The organism is Streptomyces sp. NPDC058955, assembly GCF_042741435.1.
Classification (GTDB): domain Bacteria; phylum Actinomycetota; class Actinomycetes; order Streptomycetales; family Streptomycetaceae; genus Streptomyces.
This window is the reverse complement of record NZ_JBHYKM010000008.1, coordinates 60,834-77,673: the sequence shown is the minus strand read 5'-3', so window position 1 is coordinate 77,673 and position 16,840 is coordinate 60,834. Positions and strand designations below refer to the sequence as shown.

The 16,840-nt window shown below is 74.9% G+C and carries 20 protein-coding genes and 3 pseudogenes; 11 read left to right on the top strand and 12 right to left on the bottom strand.

What is annotated here, in order from left to right; all coding sequences use genetic code 11:
• The 3 genes from ACFW1I_RS06075 to ACFW1I_RS06065 all read right to left on the bottom strand — a co-directional run.
• Positions 1-446 (bottom strand): MerR family transcriptional regulator (locus ACFW1I_RS06075; protein WP_384666473.1); only part of this gene is annotated, 446 nt, incomplete at its 3' end.
• Positions 439-984: a VOC family protein gene (locus ACFW1I_RS06070; RefSeq protein WP_384666471.1), complete on the bottom strand. Its 546-nt coding sequence runs from the start codon at positions 982-984 to the stop codon at positions 439-441. The genes ACFW1I_RS06075 and ACFW1I_RS06070, both read right to left, overlap by 8 nt.
• Before the next feature lie 18 nt (positions 985-1,002).
• Positions 1,003-2,058 (bottom strand): helix-turn-helix domain-containing protein, encoded by a 1,056-nt coding sequence (locus tag ACFW1I_RS06065; RefSeq protein ID WP_384666469.1) that lies wholly within the window; start codon positions 2,056-2,058, stop codon positions 1,003-1,005.
• Between the two features lie 368 nt (positions 2,059-2,426).
• On the opposite strand from ACFW1I_RS06065, the gene ACFW1I_RS06060 reads away from it, so the two are divergent.
• The gene (locus tag ACFW1I_RS06060; RefSeq protein WP_384666468.1) at positions 2,427-2,819 is read left to right on the top strand and encodes a hypothetical protein; all 393 of its coding nucleotides are present in this window, start codon (positions 2,427-2,429) and stop codon (positions 2,817-2,819) included.
• A 57-nt stretch (positions 2,820-2,876) separates the two neighbouring features.
• Here the strand turns inward: ACFW1I_RS06060 and ACFW1I_RS06055 are convergent, their stop codons facing one another.
• The 4 genes and pseudogenes from ACFW1I_RS06055 to ACFW1I_RS06040 all read right to left on the bottom strand — a co-directional run bounded on the left by ACFW1I_RS06055 (position 2,877) and on the right by ACFW1I_RS06040 (position 5,214).
• A complete protein-coding gene (locus ACFW1I_RS06055) occupies positions 2,877-3,008 on the bottom strand; it encodes a hypothetical protein (RefSeq protein ID WP_384666466.1) in 132 nt (43 codons plus the stop codon).
• Positions 3,009-3,054: 46 nt separating this feature from the next.
• The gene (gene lepB, locus ACFW1I_RS06050; protein ID WP_384666464.1) at positions 3,055-3,702 is read right to left on the bottom strand and encodes a signal peptidase I; all 648 of its coding nucleotides are present in this window, start codon (positions 3,700-3,702) and stop codon (positions 3,055-3,057) included.
• Positions 3,703-3,830: 128 nt separating this feature from the next.
• Positions 3,831-4,175, bottom strand: a pseudogene (locus ACFW1I_RS06045) (GNAT family N-acetyltransferase); the annotation flags it as partial.
• Between the two features lie 52 nt (positions 4,176-4,227).
• Positions 4,228-5,214: a TetR/AcrR family transcriptional regulator C-terminal domain-containing protein gene (locus ACFW1I_RS06040; RefSeq protein WP_384666462.1), complete on the bottom strand. Its 987-nt coding sequence runs from the start codon at positions 5,212-5,214 to the stop codon at positions 4,228-4,230.
• 178 nt (positions 5,215-5,392) lie between these two features.
• Here ACFW1I_RS06040 and ACFW1I_RS06035 point away from each other — a divergent pair, with 178 nt between their 5' ends.
• The gene (locus ACFW1I_RS06035) at positions 5,393-6,505 is read left to right on the top strand and encodes an FAD-dependent monooxygenase (protein WP_384666461.1); all 1,113 of its coding nucleotides are present in this window, start codon (positions 5,393-5,395) and stop codon (positions 6,503-6,505) included.
• Between the two features lie 83 nt (positions 6,506-6,588).
• Positions 6,589-7,290: an alpha/beta fold hydrolase gene (locus ACFW1I_RS06030; RefSeq protein WP_384666459.1), complete on the top strand. Its 702-nt coding sequence runs from the start codon at positions 6,589-6,591 to the stop codon at positions 7,288-7,290.
• A 44-nt stretch (positions 7,291-7,334) separates the two neighbouring features.
• Here ACFW1I_RS06030 and ACFW1I_RS06025 read toward each other — a convergent pair whose 3' ends face one another.
• A complete protein-coding gene (locus ACFW1I_RS06025) occupies positions 7,335-7,766 on the bottom strand; it encodes a hypothetical protein (protein WP_384666457.1) in 432 nt (143 codons plus the stop codon).
• Between the two features lie 96 nt (positions 7,767-7,862).
• Between ACFW1I_RS06025 and ACFW1I_RS06020 the strand changes: the two genes are divergently transcribed.
• From ACFW1I_RS06020 to ACFW1I_RS06000, 5 genes are all read left to right on the top strand, one after another.
• Entirely contained in the window at positions 7,863-8,255 is a 393-nt protein-coding gene (locus tag ACFW1I_RS06020) for a VOC family protein (protein WP_384666455.1), read from the top strand.
• Between the two features lie 115 nt (positions 8,256-8,370).
• Complete coding sequence (locus tag ACFW1I_RS06015; protein WP_384666453.1) at positions 8,371-9,534, top strand: esterase-like activity of phytase family protein; 1,164 nt, start codon at positions 8,371-8,373, stop codon at positions 9,532-9,534.
• 98 nt (positions 9,535-9,632) lie between these two features.
• Complete coding sequence (locus tag ACFW1I_RS06010) at positions 9,633-10,115, top strand: DUF1203 domain-containing protein (protein WP_384666451.1); 483 nt, start codon at positions 9,633-9,635, stop codon at positions 10,113-10,115.
• Positions 10,116-10,368: 253 nt separating this feature from the next.
• A complete protein-coding gene (locus ACFW1I_RS06005; protein WP_319010266.1) occupies positions 10,369-10,713 on the top strand; it encodes an RNHCP domain-containing protein in 345 nt (114 codons plus the stop codon).
• A gap of 1 nt (position 10,714) precedes the next feature.
• On the top strand, positions 10,715-11,155 hold the full coding sequence (locus ACFW1I_RS06000) for an RNHCP domain-containing protein (RefSeq protein ID WP_384666449.1): 441 nt from the start codon (positions 10,715-10,717) through the stop codon (positions 11,153-11,155).
• Positions 11,156-11,182: 27 nt separating this feature from the next.
• Here ACFW1I_RS06000 and ACFW1I_RS05995 read toward each other — a convergent pair whose 3' ends face one another.
• From ACFW1I_RS05995 to ACFW1I_RS05980, 4 genes and pseudogenes are all read right to left on the bottom strand, one after another.
• Positions 11,183-11,650: a VOC family protein gene (locus ACFW1I_RS05995; protein ID WP_384666447.1), complete on the bottom strand. Its 468-nt coding sequence runs from the start codon at positions 11,648-11,650 to the stop codon at positions 11,183-11,185.
• A 59-nt stretch (positions 11,651-11,709) separates the two neighbouring features.
• Positions 11,710-12,021: pseudogene (locus ACFW1I_RS05990) on the bottom strand (DUF4291 family protein); the annotation flags it as partial.
• Between the two features lie 100 nt (positions 12,022-12,121).
• A complete protein-coding gene (gene rarD / locus ACFW1I_RS05985) occupies positions 12,122-13,132 on the bottom strand; it encodes an EamA family transporter RarD (protein WP_384666445.1) in 1,011 nt (336 codons plus the stop codon).
• Between the two features lie 104 nt (positions 13,133-13,236).
• On the bottom strand, positions 13,237-14,112 hold the full coding sequence (locus tag ACFW1I_RS05980; RefSeq protein ID WP_384666443.1) for an NAD(P)H-binding protein: 876 nt from the start codon (positions 14,110-14,112) through the stop codon (positions 13,237-13,239).
• Between the two features lie 173 nt (positions 14,113-14,285).
• Here ACFW1I_RS05980 and ACFW1I_RS05975 point away from each other — a divergent pair, with 173 nt between their 5' ends.
• The 3 genes and pseudogenes from ACFW1I_RS05975 to ACFW1I_RS05965 all read left to right on the top strand — a co-directional run.
• The gene (locus tag ACFW1I_RS05975) at positions 14,286-14,624 is read left to right on the top strand and encodes a winged helix-turn-helix transcriptional regulator (protein WP_384666524.1); all 339 of its coding nucleotides are present in this window, start codon (positions 14,286-14,288) and stop codon (positions 14,622-14,624) included.
• An 83-nt stretch (positions 14,625-14,707) separates the two neighbouring features.
• On the top strand, positions 14,708-15,583 hold the full coding sequence (locus ACFW1I_RS05970; RefSeq protein ID WP_384666441.1) for a hypothetical protein: 876 nt from the start codon (positions 14,708-14,710) through the stop codon (positions 15,581-15,583).
• A gap of 200 nt (positions 15,584-15,783) precedes the next feature.
• Positions 15,784-16,840 (top strand): annotated as a pseudogene (locus ACFW1I_RS05965) (serine/threonine-protein kinase); the annotation flags it as partial.

Sequence of the window (16,840 nt, the reverse complement as noted above, 5' to 3'; positions counted from 1 at the left end):
GGCCCCGCCGGCGCGGCGCGGGCGGCGCCGCGCCCGGGCGGGCGGGCGCGGGGGGGGGGGCGGCGCGGGGGGGGGGGGCGCCGCCCCCCCCCCCCCCCCCGCTCGTGGGCGTCGATCATCCGGTCGAGGCCGGTGCCGAGCCGCTGGAGGCGCTCGATCCGCCGGCCGACCTGCGCGCGCTGGGCGCGCAGCGCGCCGGTCACGTCCGTGCCCGCGTCGTCCAGGACGTCCCGGATCCGGTCCAGGCCGAGGCCCAGCTCGCGGTAGACGACGACGCGGTGCAGGCGTTCGAGGTCCGTTCCGGTGTAGAGCCGGTACCCGGCGGCCGTACGCAGCGACGGCCGCGCGAGCCCGATCTCGTCCCAGTGGTGCAGCGCGCGGACGGTGACGTCCAGGCGCGCCGCGACCTGGCCGACGGTCAGACCGGGATCCACGTCATCAGCCATGGGCCCCATTGTCGCCGCCCTCGTGGCTGACCGGCGGCGTGATCCCGATCGCCGCGAGGTTCCGGGCCTCCTGGCTCGCCGGGTCGAAGGGCTTCGCCGCCGTGAAGACGACCCGGGCGTTCTCCGGGGTGATCACCTCCACGTCCCGGGTGTTCCAGGGCGTGTCCCGGGGCCCGTCGACCGAGTCCGGCCGCAGCGCGCGGCACGCCTCGACCAGGGAGTCGACCTGTCCGAGCACCCCGGCGAAGCTGTAGCTCATGGCCGGCGGCCCCTCGGGGACGCTCTCCGCCGCGACGAGCAGCACGTCCTGGAAGGCCCACCGGCGCAGGTGCACGAGGACGCCGGGGACGCCGAACAGCTCGAAGAAGCCGAGCCCCCGGGTCCAGAAGTCCACGGACTCCGCGAGATCGGTGGTGGGGACGGTGACGAAGGACGGCATGCCGTAGATCCCGTGGAACGGCTCCGGCGGCACGGCGTCCGGCCCGGGCGTCGGGACGGGGCTCATCTCGAAGGCGTCGTAATGGTTCTTGTCGCTCATGCGGCCCACCTTTCAGCCTCACGCCGCGTGAGGGTCAAGCCGAGCCTCCTCCTGACACTCCCGGCACCGTCCGGGTGCCGTCACCGACGCAGGGAAGGGCCGCTCGCAGTCCTCGCAGACGACGCGGGGCCCCGGGACGGCGGGCGGTGGCGGCCCGACCGGGAGCGGTGGCGGCAGGAGGACCCTCAGCCGGTGGGCGAGCAGCCCCGCCGGACTGGCGAGGTCACCCGGAAGCCCCGCGCGGAGCGTCCGCCCCACGGCCGCCGGGTCGGCCCCCCGCTCCAGCCAGACCGTCACGTCGGGCGCCAGCCGCCGCACGTCCCGCTCGGAGAGCAGCAGCCGGGGCTCGTGCACCCGAAGCCCGGCGAGCAGCTCGGCGCCTGCCCGGTGCGCGTCGGCGAGCGGGGAAGGGGCGGAGTGGTTGTGCGGGGCGCGGCCGGGGTCGTCCGCAGATGCCGGAGCCGCGTAGGGGGATGCGTCGGCGGTGGCGGCATCGGGCGCCGGGCCCGGGGCGGGGTCGGTATCGGGCCCAGGCCCAGGCCCAGGGTCGGGGTCCGGGTCGTCGTCAGGATCCGGGTCGGGGCCGGGGTCGTCGTCGGGACCCCGGTGGGGTTCCCGGTCGGCGCCCGAGCCGGAGACGGGGCCGCCCGGCGGCGCAGTCGCAGGGGGCGACACCTCCTGCGCGGTGGCCGGTGCCGTGGCGGGCGGCGGAGGCGTCCTCCGTACGAGTCCGAGGTCAGCCCTCGGCCGGTTGTACGAGATCGTGCGCGAGACGATCCGCCCGTTCGGCAGCCGCTCGCGGATCCGCTGGAGGAACCCGAGTGCCTCCAGCTCCCGCATCGCCGCCGAGACCCGGAACTCGCTCTCCGGAAACCTCGCGGCGACGGCCTTGATCCCGACGCCGGCACCGGGCGGCAGCGACTGGAGGTGGACGGCGACCCCGATCGCCAGGAGGGAGATCCCGGGGCACCGGGGAAGCTCTTTGCTGATGACCAGGAAGTGGGCGGTCAGAGGGACGTTGTGGTGAACGAGCCCGGAGCCGCGCAGGGGCGGGTTAGGCTGCGTGGAAGCCATCGGGAAGTTGTTGCCTTCCTCGGTGGTCAGGCCCCCGACCGGGATTGCTACTCCCGCCGGGGGCCGACGCATGTCTGGGGTTGTGGCGTGAGCATATGCCAGGCAACCCGCCCGAAATCCAGCCCAGTTCACCCAAGTCACCCAAGTGAGTGACGGGTGCCGACGGGGAGGTGGGAGGGGTGGGGTAGGTCTTCCCCTGGTTCTCGTCTTTACGTCGAGGACAGCCTCGTCGCGGCCCTCCGCGACGCGTCCGTCCGCGTCACGGTGGAGAGCGTCGCGGGTGTGAGTGCCGCGGACGTCATGTCCCCTACCGGCAGAGGGCGTTAAAGGCTGGCCCGTGCGGTGGGCCGGTCCTAGGGTGATCGTCCATGAGACGAGGGTGGGTGGGGGCCCTGGCCGTGGCCTGTGCCGTGGTCCTGGTCGTCGGCGGGTACGTGGTGGGGGCCCGGCCGGCCGACCGGGGCGACGGGCCGTCCTGCGCGGAGGTGCGGCGGACGGTCGAGGACCTCTTCGGCGACTGGGCGAAGCGGGGGACCAGCGACCAGGTCGGGCCGATGAGGGTCCGGACGGCGGCCGACATCGTGGCGGAGCACGGGGACTGCTACCCCTACGCGGCACGGTCCGCGGTGCGCGCCGCCGTGCAGCAGCTCGACGTGGCCGTCGAGTCGAACCCGATGCAGTACGCGGCGGGCCTCGTGGCCTGCGAGGCGGTCGTCGAGGACCCGGCCGCCTGCCGGGACCGGGAAGGGTCCGGGTCGTAGGAGGACCCGCCGCCCGCGCCCGCAGGAGGCGGGCGCCGCGCGGCGGGAGACGTACCGTCAGCGGCGGGGCCGGTTCCTGCGGATCCTGTCGCGCACGTGCGTGTAGTCCTGGCGCAGGATGGCGAAGTCGATGACGGCGACCGCGCCCCGGCCGATCCAGCGGGCCGCCGCGATCAGTACGTCACTCATGTGAGCCCCCCTGTGCGGCCGGGTCCTCCCCGTGGCCGCGTCTCCCTCAAGGACGCGCCGGCTGCTCCGAGGGTTGTGCGGACCGGGCCCGGCGCCACGCCGCGTATCCGGTGCCGATGCCGCCCAGGATCAGCGCGGCGCCGAGGGCGCCGGCCGTCAGCACGGTCGGCGGCAGGCCCTCGCTGACGCGGCCGAGGACGCCGGCGGTCGGGACGCTGCCGGAGTGGTCGTCGAGGAAGAAGCGGGAGTCGTTCGCGTTGCCCCGGTTGTCGCCCAGCAGGAACAGGCGGCCCTCCGGGACCTCCGCCTCGAACGGGACCGGCGTCGGGGGCAGGCGGTCCTTCTTCAGGTAGGGCTCGGCGAGGGGTTCGCCGTTCACCGTGACCTGGGTGCCGTCGGAGGCGACGCGGTCGCCGCCCTTGCCGATCACCCGCTGGATGACCGGCGCGCCGCCGTAACGGCCGGGGACCTGGAGGAGGAGGACGTCGCCCCTGCGTATGTCGTCCGCGTCGACGTCCGTGACGAGCACCACCGAGCCCCGGGGGTGCGTGGGCTCCATCCCCTGGCCCATCACCGAGACGCCGCGGTGGGCCGTGAAGAAGTACAGGATGCCGCCCAGGACGGAGGCCAGTCCCAGGGGGATCATCACCCATGCCGCGACCCTCAGCCGTCCGCCCGCTCTCCGCTCCCGCATGAACGTTCCTCCCTCCGTTCCGCCGCCCGAGTCCGGGCGGACCCGCCGAGGTTAGGGGGTGTCGGGGCGGTGGCGCATCCGGCTCCCGTGGAGGCCCATCTCACAGACGCCTCTCGCGGGGCCGTCCCTCAGGGGCGGTCGATGGCGTGGACCCGGACCGGGCGGCCGGAGCCGGGGTCCACCGTCTCGCGGTCCAGGCGCATGCCCAGCTTCGCCATGACGCGCTCGGAGGCGTGGTTGCCGGTCTGGGCGACGCCCACCACCCGGTCGAGGCCGCACTCCCCGAAGCCGTACGCGAGCGCCGCCCGCGCCGCCTCCGTCGCCAGGCCCCGGCCCCAGAAGGCGCGGCCGAGGCGCCAGCCGATCTCGACGGCCGGGAGCAGCTCCGGAAGGAAGTGCGGGACGGCGAGACCGGTGAATCCGGCGAGCCGCCCGGTGGCCCGCTCCTCCACCGCGAACAGACCGAACCCCCTTTCCTCCCAGAGGAGTTCGGACGCCTCGACGCCGGCCCTGGTGGCCCGCCCGTCACGCCCGCCGGCCCTCGACGAGCGGTGTGAGGCCGTCGAGCAGTGCGGTGAGGCCCCGTTCGAAGAGGGCGTCGAGGTCCAGGTCGTAGCCGTCCTCGAAGGCGCCCACCACCTTGGCGAAGGTCGGGAACCGGCCGGACTCCGCCAGTGCCTGGAGATCGGAGGCGCGGCTGTCCATCCACTGGTCCTCGGACTGGCCGGTGGCCGCCTCGGCGTGCGCCTCCCGCTCCAGGTGCACCGCCAGGCCCTGGACGTGGCTGTAGATCAGCACGTGGACGTCGAACAGCTCGGTGGGCGCGAGGCCGTGGCCGTCGAGGGCGGCCAGGATCCACTCGCCGTGGACGAGGAGGCGCGGGACGAGCAGCGGGCGCGAGAGCGAGCCGAGCTGCGCCAGCCACGGGTGCTTGCGGTACAGGCGCCACATCGCCCGCGCGCCCAGCTCGACGCGGGCGCGCCAGCCCTCGGGGGCTCGCGCGGGGTACGTCTCCTCGCCGAACGCGGCGTCGGCCATGAGGAGGACGAGCTCCTCCTTGCTCGGCACGTACCGGTACGTCGACATCGGGGCGACGCCGAGGCGGGCCGCGACGCCGCGCATGGAGAGCGCCGTGAGCCCCTCGGCGTCGGCGATCCCGATCGCGGTGCGGACGATCCGGTCGAGGTTCAGCTCCTGCTCCCCCTCCCGCCCCCGCTCCCGCTCCTGGACGGACTTCTGCCCGGATTCCTCGGAGGGGACGGCGGCGGGGGGCCGGGCCGCGCCCGCCACGACCGTGCCGATCCGGGCGCGGGCCACCACCAGGCCCTCCAGGCGCAGGGTGGTCAGTGCCTTGGTGGCCGTGGCCAGGGCCACGCCCCACTCCTCGGCGATCCGCCGGGTGGAGGGGATCCGGTCCCCGGGGGCGAGTTCACCGTCCGCGATGCGCCGCCGGATCTCGGCGACGATCCGCAGATAGGGCGGGCCGCCCGCCGGATCTGTGATCTGCGTCACACCCCTCACCTCTTCCTGTCTGTACTAGGGCAGAGGGTAGCAGCGGCGATGTCGTTCGGGTGGGCTCTGGCCTAGTACAGGGCGGAGATTCGGCCTGTTGAACGGTCTGCGCGTACGGCGTACGTTCAGTGCGTACACCGTACGAACCGCTGAGGCGGACCCCCAGAAGGAGCTCCCCATGAACAAGACCGTGCTCATCTCCGGTGGCGGCGTCGCGGGCCCCGTCCTCGCCCACTGGCTGCGCCGCCGCGGCTTCGAGCCCACCGTCGTCGAGCGCGCCTCCGCGCCGCGCGCCGGCGGCCAGGCCATCGACGTCCGCGGCGTCGCGCTCGACGTCATGGAGCGGACGGGCCTGCTGGACCGGGCGCGCGGACTGCGGACCCGGATGCGCGGCATGTCGGTCCTCGACCCGCAGGGGAACGAGGTCCACCGCTCCACCGAGTCCACCTTCAGCAGCGGCCGGCTCGACAGCGACGACATCGAGGTGCTGCGCGAGGACCTGGTGCGGATCGCGTACGAGCACACCCGCGCCGACGTCGAGTACCTCTTCGGCGACAGCCTCACCGGGCTCGACGAGGACGAGACGGGCGTCCGCGCCGACTTCGCGCACGGGCCGTCCCGCCGCTTCGACCTCGTGGTCGGCGCCGACGGCCTCCACTCCACCGTGCGCCGCCTCGCCTTCGGCCCCGAGGAGCGCTTCGCCCACCACCTGGGCAGCTACCTCTCGGTCTTCGGCACCGAGAACTTCCTCGCCCTGGAGGACTGGCAGATGTGGCTGCAGGGCGACGGCGTGGGCTTCGGCATCATGCCCGTGCGCGACAACACCGAGCTGCGGGTCGCCTTCGGCTTCGAGTCCGGGCCGCTCGCCCCCGAGCTCCGCACCGCCGACGCCCTCCGGCGCACCGTCGTGGAGAAGCTGGCCACCGTGGGCTGGGAAGGCGCCCGGCTCGCCGAAGCCGCCCGCACCGCCCCCGACTTCTACTGCGACGCCATGGCCCAGATCCGCATGGACCAGTGGTCGCGCGGCCGCGTCACCCTCCTCGGGGACGCCGGCTACTGCCCCTCCCCGCTCTCCGGACAGGGCACCAGCCTGGCCCTCGTCGGCGCCTACGTCCTCGCCGACTGCCTCGGGCGGGACGGCGGCGACCACGGCACCGCCTTCGCCCGCTACGAGCAGCGGATGCGGCCCTTCGTCGGCCTCAACCAGGCGCTGGCCACCGAGAACCCGGGTGGTCCCGCCTCCGAGGAGTCCGTCGAGCGCGCCAAGAACGCGATCGCGCTGGACGCCTGACCTCTCCTCGGCCCCTCGTTGTCAGAGCCGTCCGCTAGCGTGCGTCGGCCCGGCCCGGCTCCGACACCCACGGGAGAAGCACCATGGACATCCTGCTCATCGGCGGCCTCTGGCTCGACGGATCCGCCTGGGACGACGTCGTGCCGGAGCTCGCCGCGCTCGGCCACCGTCCCGTGCCCGTCGCCCTCCCCGGCCAGGGCGACGGCGCCGCCTCCGCCACGCTCGCGGACCAGCGGGACGCCGTGCTCGCGGCGGTCGACGCGGCGTCCGGCAAGCCCCTGGTGGTGGGGCACTCCGCCGCGTCGAGCCTGGCCTGGCTGGCCGCCGACGCCCGGCCGGAGCAGGTGGCCGGGGTCGCGCTGGTCGGCGGCTTCCCCGCCCCCGACGGCCGGGCCTACGCCGACTTCTTCCCGGTCGAGGACGGCGCCGTGCCCTTCCCGGGCTGGGCCCCCTTCGAGGGCCCCGACGCCGCCGACCTGGACGCGGCCGCCCGGGAGCGCATCGAAGCCGCCGCCGTACCCGTCCCCGAGGGGGTCGCGAAGGGGATCGTCCGGCTGGCGGACGAGCGCCGCTTCGACGTCCCCGTCACGGTCGTCTGCCCCGAGTTCACCCCCGCCCAGGCCGAGCAGTGGATCGCCGCCGGCGAGAGCCCCGAACTCGCCCGCGCCCGCCGCCTCGCGTACGTGGACATCGACTCGGGCCACTGGCCGATGGCCACCCGCCCCCACGACCTCGCCCGCCTGCTGGCCGGGATCGCGGACTCCTTGGCCGCGGCCGCCGCCTAGAACCTCGCGGTCCGGGACGGTCGCGGTCCCGGACCGTCGCCGTCCTAGTCCGCCGTCACCCCCCAGTAGCCGATCTCCGCCGGTTCGCCGTCCTCGTACAGGACCGTGCACCGGCCGAGGCCGCGGCGGGGGAAGAGGTCGTCGAGGGAGGTGTCGGCGCGGAGGGCCGCCCGCCACTCCGCGCGCGTGGGCCGGCCGTGCGGACACCAGGCGCGGACCTCCTCCTCCGTGAGGGGCCGCATGTACGGGCCCTCCTCCGGCTCCGTGGCGGCCACCGTGTGGGGCTGGTCCAGGACGGTGGCGGTGCCGCCGGTGAAGATGAACTCGGCCCAGTCCGCGCTCCGCCACAGCTCCTCGATCGTCCGGCCCGGGAAACCCCGGTCGTCGGAGGCCAGTTCGGCCTCCTGGGCCCGCCGGAAGGCGACCGCCAGGTCGCTCTCGTACGGACCCGTCTGCCACCAGCTGTCGCCGCCCATCGCCCCGCCCTCCGCCGTGCTTGCGATTGCTCCCCAGCGTAGGAGCGGAGTCTGACAACGCCCCGTCCGGCCGGGCCCGTTCCGTACCCTGTCCGCATGGCATGCCGCATCAGTGAGCTGGTCCTCGAATGCGCCGACCCCGAGCGCCTCGCCGCGTTCTGGAGCGACGTCCTCGGTTACGTCGAACTGAACCGGGAGGAGGACGGCAGCATCGAGATCGGGCCACCCGACACCGGCTTCGGCGGCCCGCAGCCCACCCTCGTCCTCAGCCCCAACAGCGAGCCCCGGACCGGCCGTCGGCGGCTGCACATCGACGTCAACGCCACCGACCGCGACCAGGACGCCGAGCTGGAACGGCTGCTCGCGATCGGCGCCGTACCGGCGGACGTCGGCCAGACCGGCGAGGAGGCGTGGCACGTCCTGGCCGACCCGGAGGGCAACGAGTTCTGCCTGCTCCGCCGCCGCATCGCCCCCGTCGGCGGGAACTGACCGAAACCGGTCGTCCGCACACCGGACCGATCATCCGGCGATCGGTCGGGACGGCCGGAGGACCACTCCCCTGGGTGACTGTGGGGCGGTCGGTTGCCGCGCCATGATCATCCGCATGAGTGCCTCCCTGATCCGCCGCGCCTGCGCCGCGGCCCTGCTCCTGACGTCCACGCTCGCCCCCGCGGTGGCCGCCGCGCCCCAACCCGGCGCTCCCGGAGCGGAGTCGAAGCGCGCGGTGCAGGCCCGCCTGCTCGGCGAGAAGATCGTCCCGCACAAGCTCGACTTCCGCGGCACCACGGTCGGCGGCCTCTCCGGCATCGACCGCGACCGGTGCACCGGCGAGTACGTCTTCATCAGCGACGACCGCTCCTTCCTCCAGCCCGCCCGCTTCTACACCGCGAAGCTCGATGTCGACGCCGCCGGCGTGCACTCCGTCGACTTCACCGGGACCCGCCCCTTCCTCCAGCCGGACGGCTCGGTCTACCCGTCGCCCGCGCTCGGCGACGGCAAGGCCATCGACCCCGAGGAGATCCGCGTCGACCCGGTCGCGTGCCGCTACTGGTGGGGCCAGGAGGGCGACCGGCCGGCCGTCGAGGGCCAGCCGGTGATCCAGCCGTCGATCGAGATCTCCGACCCCGACGGCACCCACCACGGCGCGCTGCGGCTGCCGGAGAACTACACGATCACCGCCGACCGCGGCCCGCGCCGCAACCAGGCCGTCGAAGCGCTCACCTTCGGCTCCCGCGGCAAGGTCGTGACCAGCGCGGTCGAGGGCCCGCTGGTCCAGGACGGCCCGGTGCCCGACACGACGCACGGCGCGCTCGTCCGCGTCACGCAGCAGAGCCGCGCGGGCCGGGTCCTCGGCCAGTTCGCGTACCCGATCGAGAAGATCTTCGCCGAGTCCGACCCGACCAGCCCGTGGGGCCCCGACACCGGCGTCCCCTCGATCCTCGCCTTCCCGGACGACCCCGAGCGCTACCTCGTCCTCGAACGCACCTGGGTCGCCGGCTCCGGCTACAAGATCCGCCTCTTCGACGCCACCACCCGCGGCGCCACCGACGTGCGGGCCGTGGACTCCCTGGTCGGCAGGAACGTCGTCCCCATGCGGAAGAAGCTCGTCGCGGACTTCCACACCCTCGGCCTCTCCGCCATCGACAACACCGAGGGCATGACCTGGGGCCCGACCCTCCCCTCCGGCGAACGCACACTGATCCTCGTCAGCGACGACAACTTCGCCTCGGACGCCATCACCCAGATCGTGGCCCTCGCCCTGCGCTGATCACGCGCCACGCGCCCTGCCCGTAGCCGCTCGGGTGGTCTGAGTGCGGGGTCCGAATTCCGCCAGCTTCGGGCGGGGGGACGGTCGAGGCTGGGGGCATGAAGACCTTCACGCCGCGGGCCGTCGAGCCCGCCGTACTCGCCGCCCTCCGGACCGTCGACGACGCCGGACGGCCCTGTGTCCCGTACGTCGCGCCCGAGGGCGGCGAGCCGTTGCGCTGCTGTCTGCGCGGGGCGCGCGCCGGGGAGCGGATCGCGCTCGTCTCGTACGCGCCGCTGCGGCGGTGGGCGGCGGCCACGGGCGCCGAGCCGGGGGCGTACGACGAGGTCGGGCCCGTCTTCGTGCACGCCGACGCGTGCGCGGGGCCCGAGCCCGCCGAGGGGTACCCCTTCGAGCGGCCCGGGGCGCTGCGTACCGTCCGCCGCTACAGCGCCGACGGACGCATCGTCGGCGGCCGGCTCGTGGAACTCCCCGGCCTCGACGCGGCGTTCGCCGACGCCTTCGCGGACCCGGAGGTCGCGCTCGTGCATGTGCGGGCCGTCGAGTACGGGTGCTTCCACTTCGAGGTGCGGCGGCCCTAGCGGAAATCCGGTGGCGGCGGGCGGGGCGTGGTGTCTACCGTCGGAGGGACTTCGATCCGTCCACCGCCGGAGGGGCTTCGGCCCGTCCGGCGCGCGTCCCCGGGCCCCCGGCCCGCAGAGAGGGTGTTGTATGACCCGGCCCGCGCCGAGCGCGCCTCACTCCCTGGCCCTTTCCGCCTAGGCAGTCCCCTTCGCGAGGCCCGCTCGGCCGACTCCTGCTGTCAGTGACACTTCCTCAGCAAGGAGCCTCCGGGTGACCATCACCATCGACACCTTCACCTGCGTGTGGTGCGGACTCACCGTCCACGCCCACGCCGCCGGCGGGCAGCGGCGCAACCACTGCCCGTCCTGCCTGCACTCCCGGCACGTCCACGACCACGTCGAGGGCGGCGCGAGCGACTGCCGGGCGCGGATGACACCGATCTCCATCGCCGTGCTGCGCACCGGGGACTGGATGGTCGTGCACCGGTGCGTCCGCTGCGACGAGCTGACCTCCAGCCCCGTCGCCGAGGACGACAACCGGCTCATCCTGATGCGGATGGCGGTACGGCCGCTGGCCCAGCCGCCGTTCCCGCTCGAAGCGTTCGGGGACCTCTGACATGGCCCGCCGTACGCGCACCGACGACGGGCGCCGCGGCCGGCGCCGCGCCCAGCGGCGCAAGGACGTGCTGCACGGGCAGCGGAGCGGCCACCGGGAGCAGGACTTCCGGTGCGTCTCCTGCCGGCTCGTCGTCCCCCTGGCCGCGCCGGGCACGGCGCACCGCAACCACTGCCCGACCTGTCTGGCCAGCCTGCACGTCGACGGCCGGATCCCCGGTGACCGGGCGTCCGCCTGCCGGGGCCGGATGGCCCCGATCGGCGTCTCCGTCCGGCCCGACGGGGAATGGCTCCTCGTCCACGAGTGCCGGTCCTGCGGCGAACTCAGCGCCAACCGGATCGCCGGCGACGACAACGCCCTCGCCCTGATGCGGATCGCCCTGCGCCCGCTGCGGGACCCGGGCGTGCCGGACGTGGCGCAGGGGGCGCTCCTGGCCCTGTGAGCCGCCGGCCGGCCCCGGGGGTGCGCGTCACTGCACGCAGAACTCGTTCCCCTCGGGGTCGGTCATCACCACCCACGCGCCGCCCTGCTCCGCCACCCGCCGCAGCACCGCCGCGCCCAGCCCCTCCAGGCGCTCCACCTCGGCGTCCCGGGCGCCGGCCGGGGCGTGGACGTCGAGGTGCAGCCGGTTCTTCACGGTCTTCGCCTCGGGCACCCGCTGGAAGAGGATCCGCCGGCCGAGCCCGGCCCCGTTCTCCTCCGACACGGGGTCGGCGGGGTGCCGCACGGCGGCGAGGTCGTGCCACCCGAGGCGTTCCTCCGGCTTCCCGGCGTGCACGGTGACGGTCGCGGCCTCCGGTACGGCCCCGGCGCCGAGCAACCGCCCGACGAGGCCGCTGTGGTCCTCCTCCTCGTACCGGAGGGCGGCGGCCCAGAACGCGGCCTGGGCGTGCGGGTCGGCGCAGTCGACGACGAGTTTCCAGTGCAGTGGCTCCATCCTCCCGACCCTTCACCACCCACTGCCGCGCCGCCACCGGAACGGAGGGATCCGCGTCCTCAGCCCCGGACCAGGTCCAGCAGCCCGTCCGACTCCGGGTACGGCGTCTCGGCCGGCAGCAGCCGCGCGGCCTCCGCCGACCGCCCCGCCCGCACCAGGGCGTGCGTCGCGCGCGCGAGCGGCGTCACGTCCGTGACGGAGACCGTCCACTCGTCCGCGTACCGCCCCGCCGCCTCGCCCGCGAGCCCCAGCTGGAGCGACCGGTACGGCAGCGGCGCCAGCCGCAGGTCCCGCTCCGGATCCCACTGCACCCGGGCCGGCGCCCGGCGCAGCTCGCGCTGCCAGGTCGCGCGGTCGGGGTGCAGCGCGCGGACGCGGCGGAGCGGCTCGCCGTCCCGTGCCGTTGTGGAGGTGGGCATGGGGACCAGGGTGGATCGGCGGGCCGCTCCGCGGCCATCGGATTTCGCGCGGTCAGGCGCGGACGTCGTCCGCGGTGGGGACGGCCTTGGGGGGCTCCGTCAGACGGCCGGCCGCTTCCTCGGCGGCTCGGGCCACCGCGGCGCGGCTGCGGCGGGCGGTGCGGAGGGCGTCCCAGGTGAGGATCGTGAGGGCGAGCCAGACCAGGGAGAAGCCGGCCCAGCGCTCGGGGGGCATGGCCTCGTGGAAGTACACGACGCCGAGGAGGAACTGGAAGGTCGGGGCCAGGTACTGGAGGAGGCCCAGGGTGGAGAGCGGCACCCGGATCGCCGCCGCGCCGAAGCAGATCAGCGGGACCGCCGTGACGATGCCGGTCGAGGCGAGGAGCGCCATGTGGCCGATGCCCTCGGAGCCGAAGGCGAGTTCGGACCGCGAGCCGAGGAAGACCAGGTAGCCGAGGGCCGGCAGGAACTGGACGGCCGTCTCGGCCGCCAGCGACTCCAGGCCGCCGATGTTGACCTGCTTCTTCACCAGGCCGTAGACGGCGAAGGAGAAGGCGAGGACGAGCGAGATCCACGGCGGGCGGCCGTACCCCACCGCCAGGACCAGCACGGCCGCGAAGCCGATGCCGACCGCCGCCCACTGGGCCGGGCGGAGGCGTTCCTTCAGGACGAGGACGCCGAGCGCGATCGTCACCAGCGGGTTGATGAAGTAGCCGAGCGACGACTCGACGACGTGGCCGTTGTTGACCGACCAGATGTACAGGCCCCAGTTCACGGTGATGACGGTCGCGGCGACCGTCAGCAGGCCCAGCTTGCGCGGGCTGGCCGCCAGCTCCCGCACCCAGCCCCAGCGGCGCAGCACCAGCAGGGCGAGGCCGACGAAGACGAACGACCACACCATCCGGTGCGCCAGGATCTCGCCCGCGCTCGCCGGCTTGAGGAGCGGCCAGTAGAGCGGGACCAGGCCCCACATCGCGTACGCCGCGATGCCGTGGAGCAGGCCGACGCGGCCCTCCCCGCCGTCGGTCGTCCCGACGGTTCCGTCCGTCTCTCTTCCGCCCATGAAAAGCCTCCCGCCCTGCGCCGCGCTGTTCCGACGAAGGTAGCGCCGCACAGGGCAGGCTGTCATGTGTGTACCGCTATACGGTCATGACCTTGAAGGCGGTACTACTCCGCCGCCGCCAGCGCCTCGCCGATCGTGGTGCCGATCGGGGTGGTCGGACGGCCGATCAGCCGCGCCAGGTCGCCTGTCCGGACCGCCAGCGCGCCCCGCTCGATCGCCCGGTCGACGTCGACGAGGATCGCCGCGAAGGGCTCCGGCACCCCGGCGCCCGTCAGGATCTCCAGGTGCGTCGCGGCCGGCACGTTCGTGTACGCGATCTCCCGCCCGGCGCGGGCGCCGACCTCCGCCGCGTACTCCGCCAGCGACCACGCCTCGTCGCCGCTCAGCTCGTAGGCCCGGCCCAGGTGCTCCCCGGCCGGCCCGGCCAGCACCGCCGCGGCGGCGGCCGCGTAGTCGGCGCGGGAGGCGGAGGCGATCCGGCCCTCGCCCGCGTTGGCGACGACGGCGCCGTGGGCGAGGACGGGGGCGAGGTTCGCCGTGTAGTTCTCGCTGTACCAGCCGTTGCGCAGGAAGGTGTACGGCAGCCCCGAGGCCAGGATCAGCGCCTCGGTCTCCTTGTGCTCCGCCGCCAGGTCGAAGTCGGCGTCCGGGCCGCCGAGCACGCCGGTGTACGCGAGCTGGGCCACGCCCGCCGCCTTGGCCGCGTCGATCACGGCCGCGTGCTGCGGCACCCGCTGCCCGACCTCGCTGCCGGAGATCAGCAGCACCCGGTCGCCCGCCGCGAAGGCGTCGGCCAGCGTCTCGGGGCGGCTGTAGTCGGCGATCCGCAGCTCGACGCCGCGCTCCGCCAGGTCGGCGGCCTTCTCCTTGTTCCGCACGACGGCGGCGACGGAGCCGGCGGGGACGGCCGGGTCGGCGAGGAGGGCGTCGACGACGAGACGGCCGAGCTGTCCGGTGGCTCCGGTGACGACGATGCTCATGGGGGTCTCTCTTCCTTGACGGTGGGGCGCGGTCGGGGTGATGCACTCACCGTACGATGGGCGCTAACCAATCGAAAGTACCCACTTTGAAGTAAGGTACTGGTGTGAAGGTAAGTGCAGAGACCGGGGCCGAGGCCCCCGTGACCCCCCTGCTGGCCGACGCCGACGGCACCATGTGCCCGTCCCGGCTCGTCCTGGAGCACGTCACCAGCCGCTGGGGCGTCCTCGTCCAGATCGCCCTCCTGGAGCGCTCGTACCGCTTCAGCGAGCTGCGGCGGCGGATCGGCGGCGTCAGCGAGAAGATGCTGACCCAGACCCTCCAGACCCTGGAGCGCGACGGCTTCGTCCACCGCGAGGCCCGGCCCGTCATCCCGCCCCGCGTCGACTACAGCCTCACCCCCCTCGGCGAGGAGTCCGCCCGCCGCATCCGGGACCTGGCCCGCTGGACCGAGTCCCGGGTCCCCGCCGTCGAGGCGGCCCGCGCCCGCTACGACGCGGAGCGCGGCCAATGAGGCTGTAGCGCACCGGAGTTGAGCCTTCCGCGCATACGATCGTGGCCCCTGGGGGAATCGTGTGAACGGGGGGTGGGGGAATCGTGTCCTGCGTACGGCTGTCGCGTTCCTGCTGTGCCGTCCTGATGGGCGGGATCCTGCTGGCGGGGTGTTCGGGGGGCGGGGGAGGGAGCGGCGGCCCGAAGCCCTCGACGTCGGCGTCCGGCAGCGCGTCGCCCACCGCGACCGGATCCCCGACCGCGACCGGGTCACCGACCGGGTCCGCGTCCGCGTCCGCGTCGACCATTCCCGACCGGGCGGCGACGCCCACCGCACTGGACTTCACCTTCGACCCGGCCCGCGCCCCGAGGAACGGGGCCGACGCCGAGCGCCTCGCCCGCGACGTCCTCGCCGGGCCGGAATCCTGGGGGCCGGGCTTCACCCGGCGGACCCCGTACCTGAGCTCCGACGACTACTGGCCGGTGCTCCCCGCCTCCTGCCGCTGGGAGACCGGGGTCCGGCCGGCCACCGTCCTGCACAGCGTCACCGGCTACAGCCAGGTCCCCGCCGAGGGGGCCAAGGGCCTGCTCCAGGTCGCCGCCACCGTCACCGTCCACACCTCGGTCGACGAGGCGGACTGGGAGATGGCGCAGACCCTGGAGGAGGCACTGCGCTGCCCCGACCAGACCCTGCGGGACGGGGAGAAGGTCACCGGCCTCTTCTCCATCGGCACCCCCTTCGGCGTCAACGGCAACTACACCGCAGCGGACTCGCTCAGCGAGCGCGGCAAGTACGTGAAGACCGGCGTCAAGGGCGAGCACTTCTACGGCTGGTCGCAGTCCCGGGTGGGGCCGGTGACGCTCGCCGTCTCGGCCAAGGGATCCGCCGGCCACAGCGAGGACGAGGTCAGTACGGCGATGATCCGGGCGCTCGTCACCATGCTCAACCGCACCCAGGCCGAGCTGGAGGTCAAGAAGTGAGCCCCGTGAGCCCGGACGACCACGAGCCCTCCCCGGACGGCCCCCAGGACCGGGCGCCCGTCGACGCGCGGCTGCCCGCTTCCGACCCGCGGATCCCCGTCGGCCCCTCGGAGGCCGGGGCCGGCTCCGGCGTCGAGGGCGCCTCCACTCCCGCGCCGCTCCCCGCCCGTCCCGCCGCCGCACCCGGCGACCTCGCCCCGCTGCTGCCCGCCGACCCCTCCACCCTGGCCGGCTACCGGCTCCTCGGGCGGCTCGGCGCGGGCGGCATGGGCGTCGTCTACCTGGGGCGTACGGACGCGGGCGAGCTGGCCGCCGTGAAGGTCACGCTCGCCGACCGGGCCGAGCGGACCGACTTCCGCGCCCGCTTCCGGCGCGAGGTCGAGGCCGCCCGGCGGGTCGCGTCCCCCTGGGCCGTACCGGTCCTCGGCGCCGACCCCGACGCCCCCGAGCCGTGGCTCGCCACCGCCTTCGTCCCCGGCCCGTCCCTCGGCGAGGCGATCGCCGCCCACGGCCCGCTGCCCGAACGGAGCCTGCGGATCCTCGGCGGCGCCGTCGCCCGCGCGCTCGCCGCCGTGCACGCCGCCGGGCTCGTCCACCGGGACGTGAAGCCCGCCAACGTCCTGCTCGCCGTCGACGGGCCCCGGCTCATCGACTTCGGCATCGCCCGCGCCGCCGACCCCGCCGACGAGACCGCGCTCACCGGCACCGACCTGGTCGTCGGCACCCCCGGCTTCCTCGCGCCCGAACAGGCGGAGGCCCGGACCGGCGACATCGGGCCGGCCTCCGACGTCTTCGCCTTCGGCTGCCTCCTCGCCTACGCGGCCACCGGCCGCCCGCCCTTCGGCACCGGCGCCGTCGACGCCCTCATGTACCGGACCGTGCACGACGAGCCCGACCTCGCCGGCGTACCGGCCGGACTGCTGCCGCTGCTGCGGGACTGCCTCGCCAAGGACCCCGCCGCCCGGCCCGCCGCCGACGCGCTCGCCGCCCGGCTCGCCGAGGACACCCCCGGCGCGGCCGCCGACTGGCTGCCCGCACCCGTCGTGCGGACCATCGCCGAGCGCTCCGCCCGGATGCTCGCCCTCCCGGACATCGACCCGACCACCACCCCGGCCCCGGCGGCGCCCCCGGCCGGCGGCCGGCGCCGTTTCCTCCTCCTGGCCACCGGCGCGGCCGGCGCGGGCGGCGCCGGCGGGGCGGGGGGGGCGGGGCGCCCCGCCGCCCCGCGGGGCCCCCTCGCCGCGGCCCCCCCCGGCC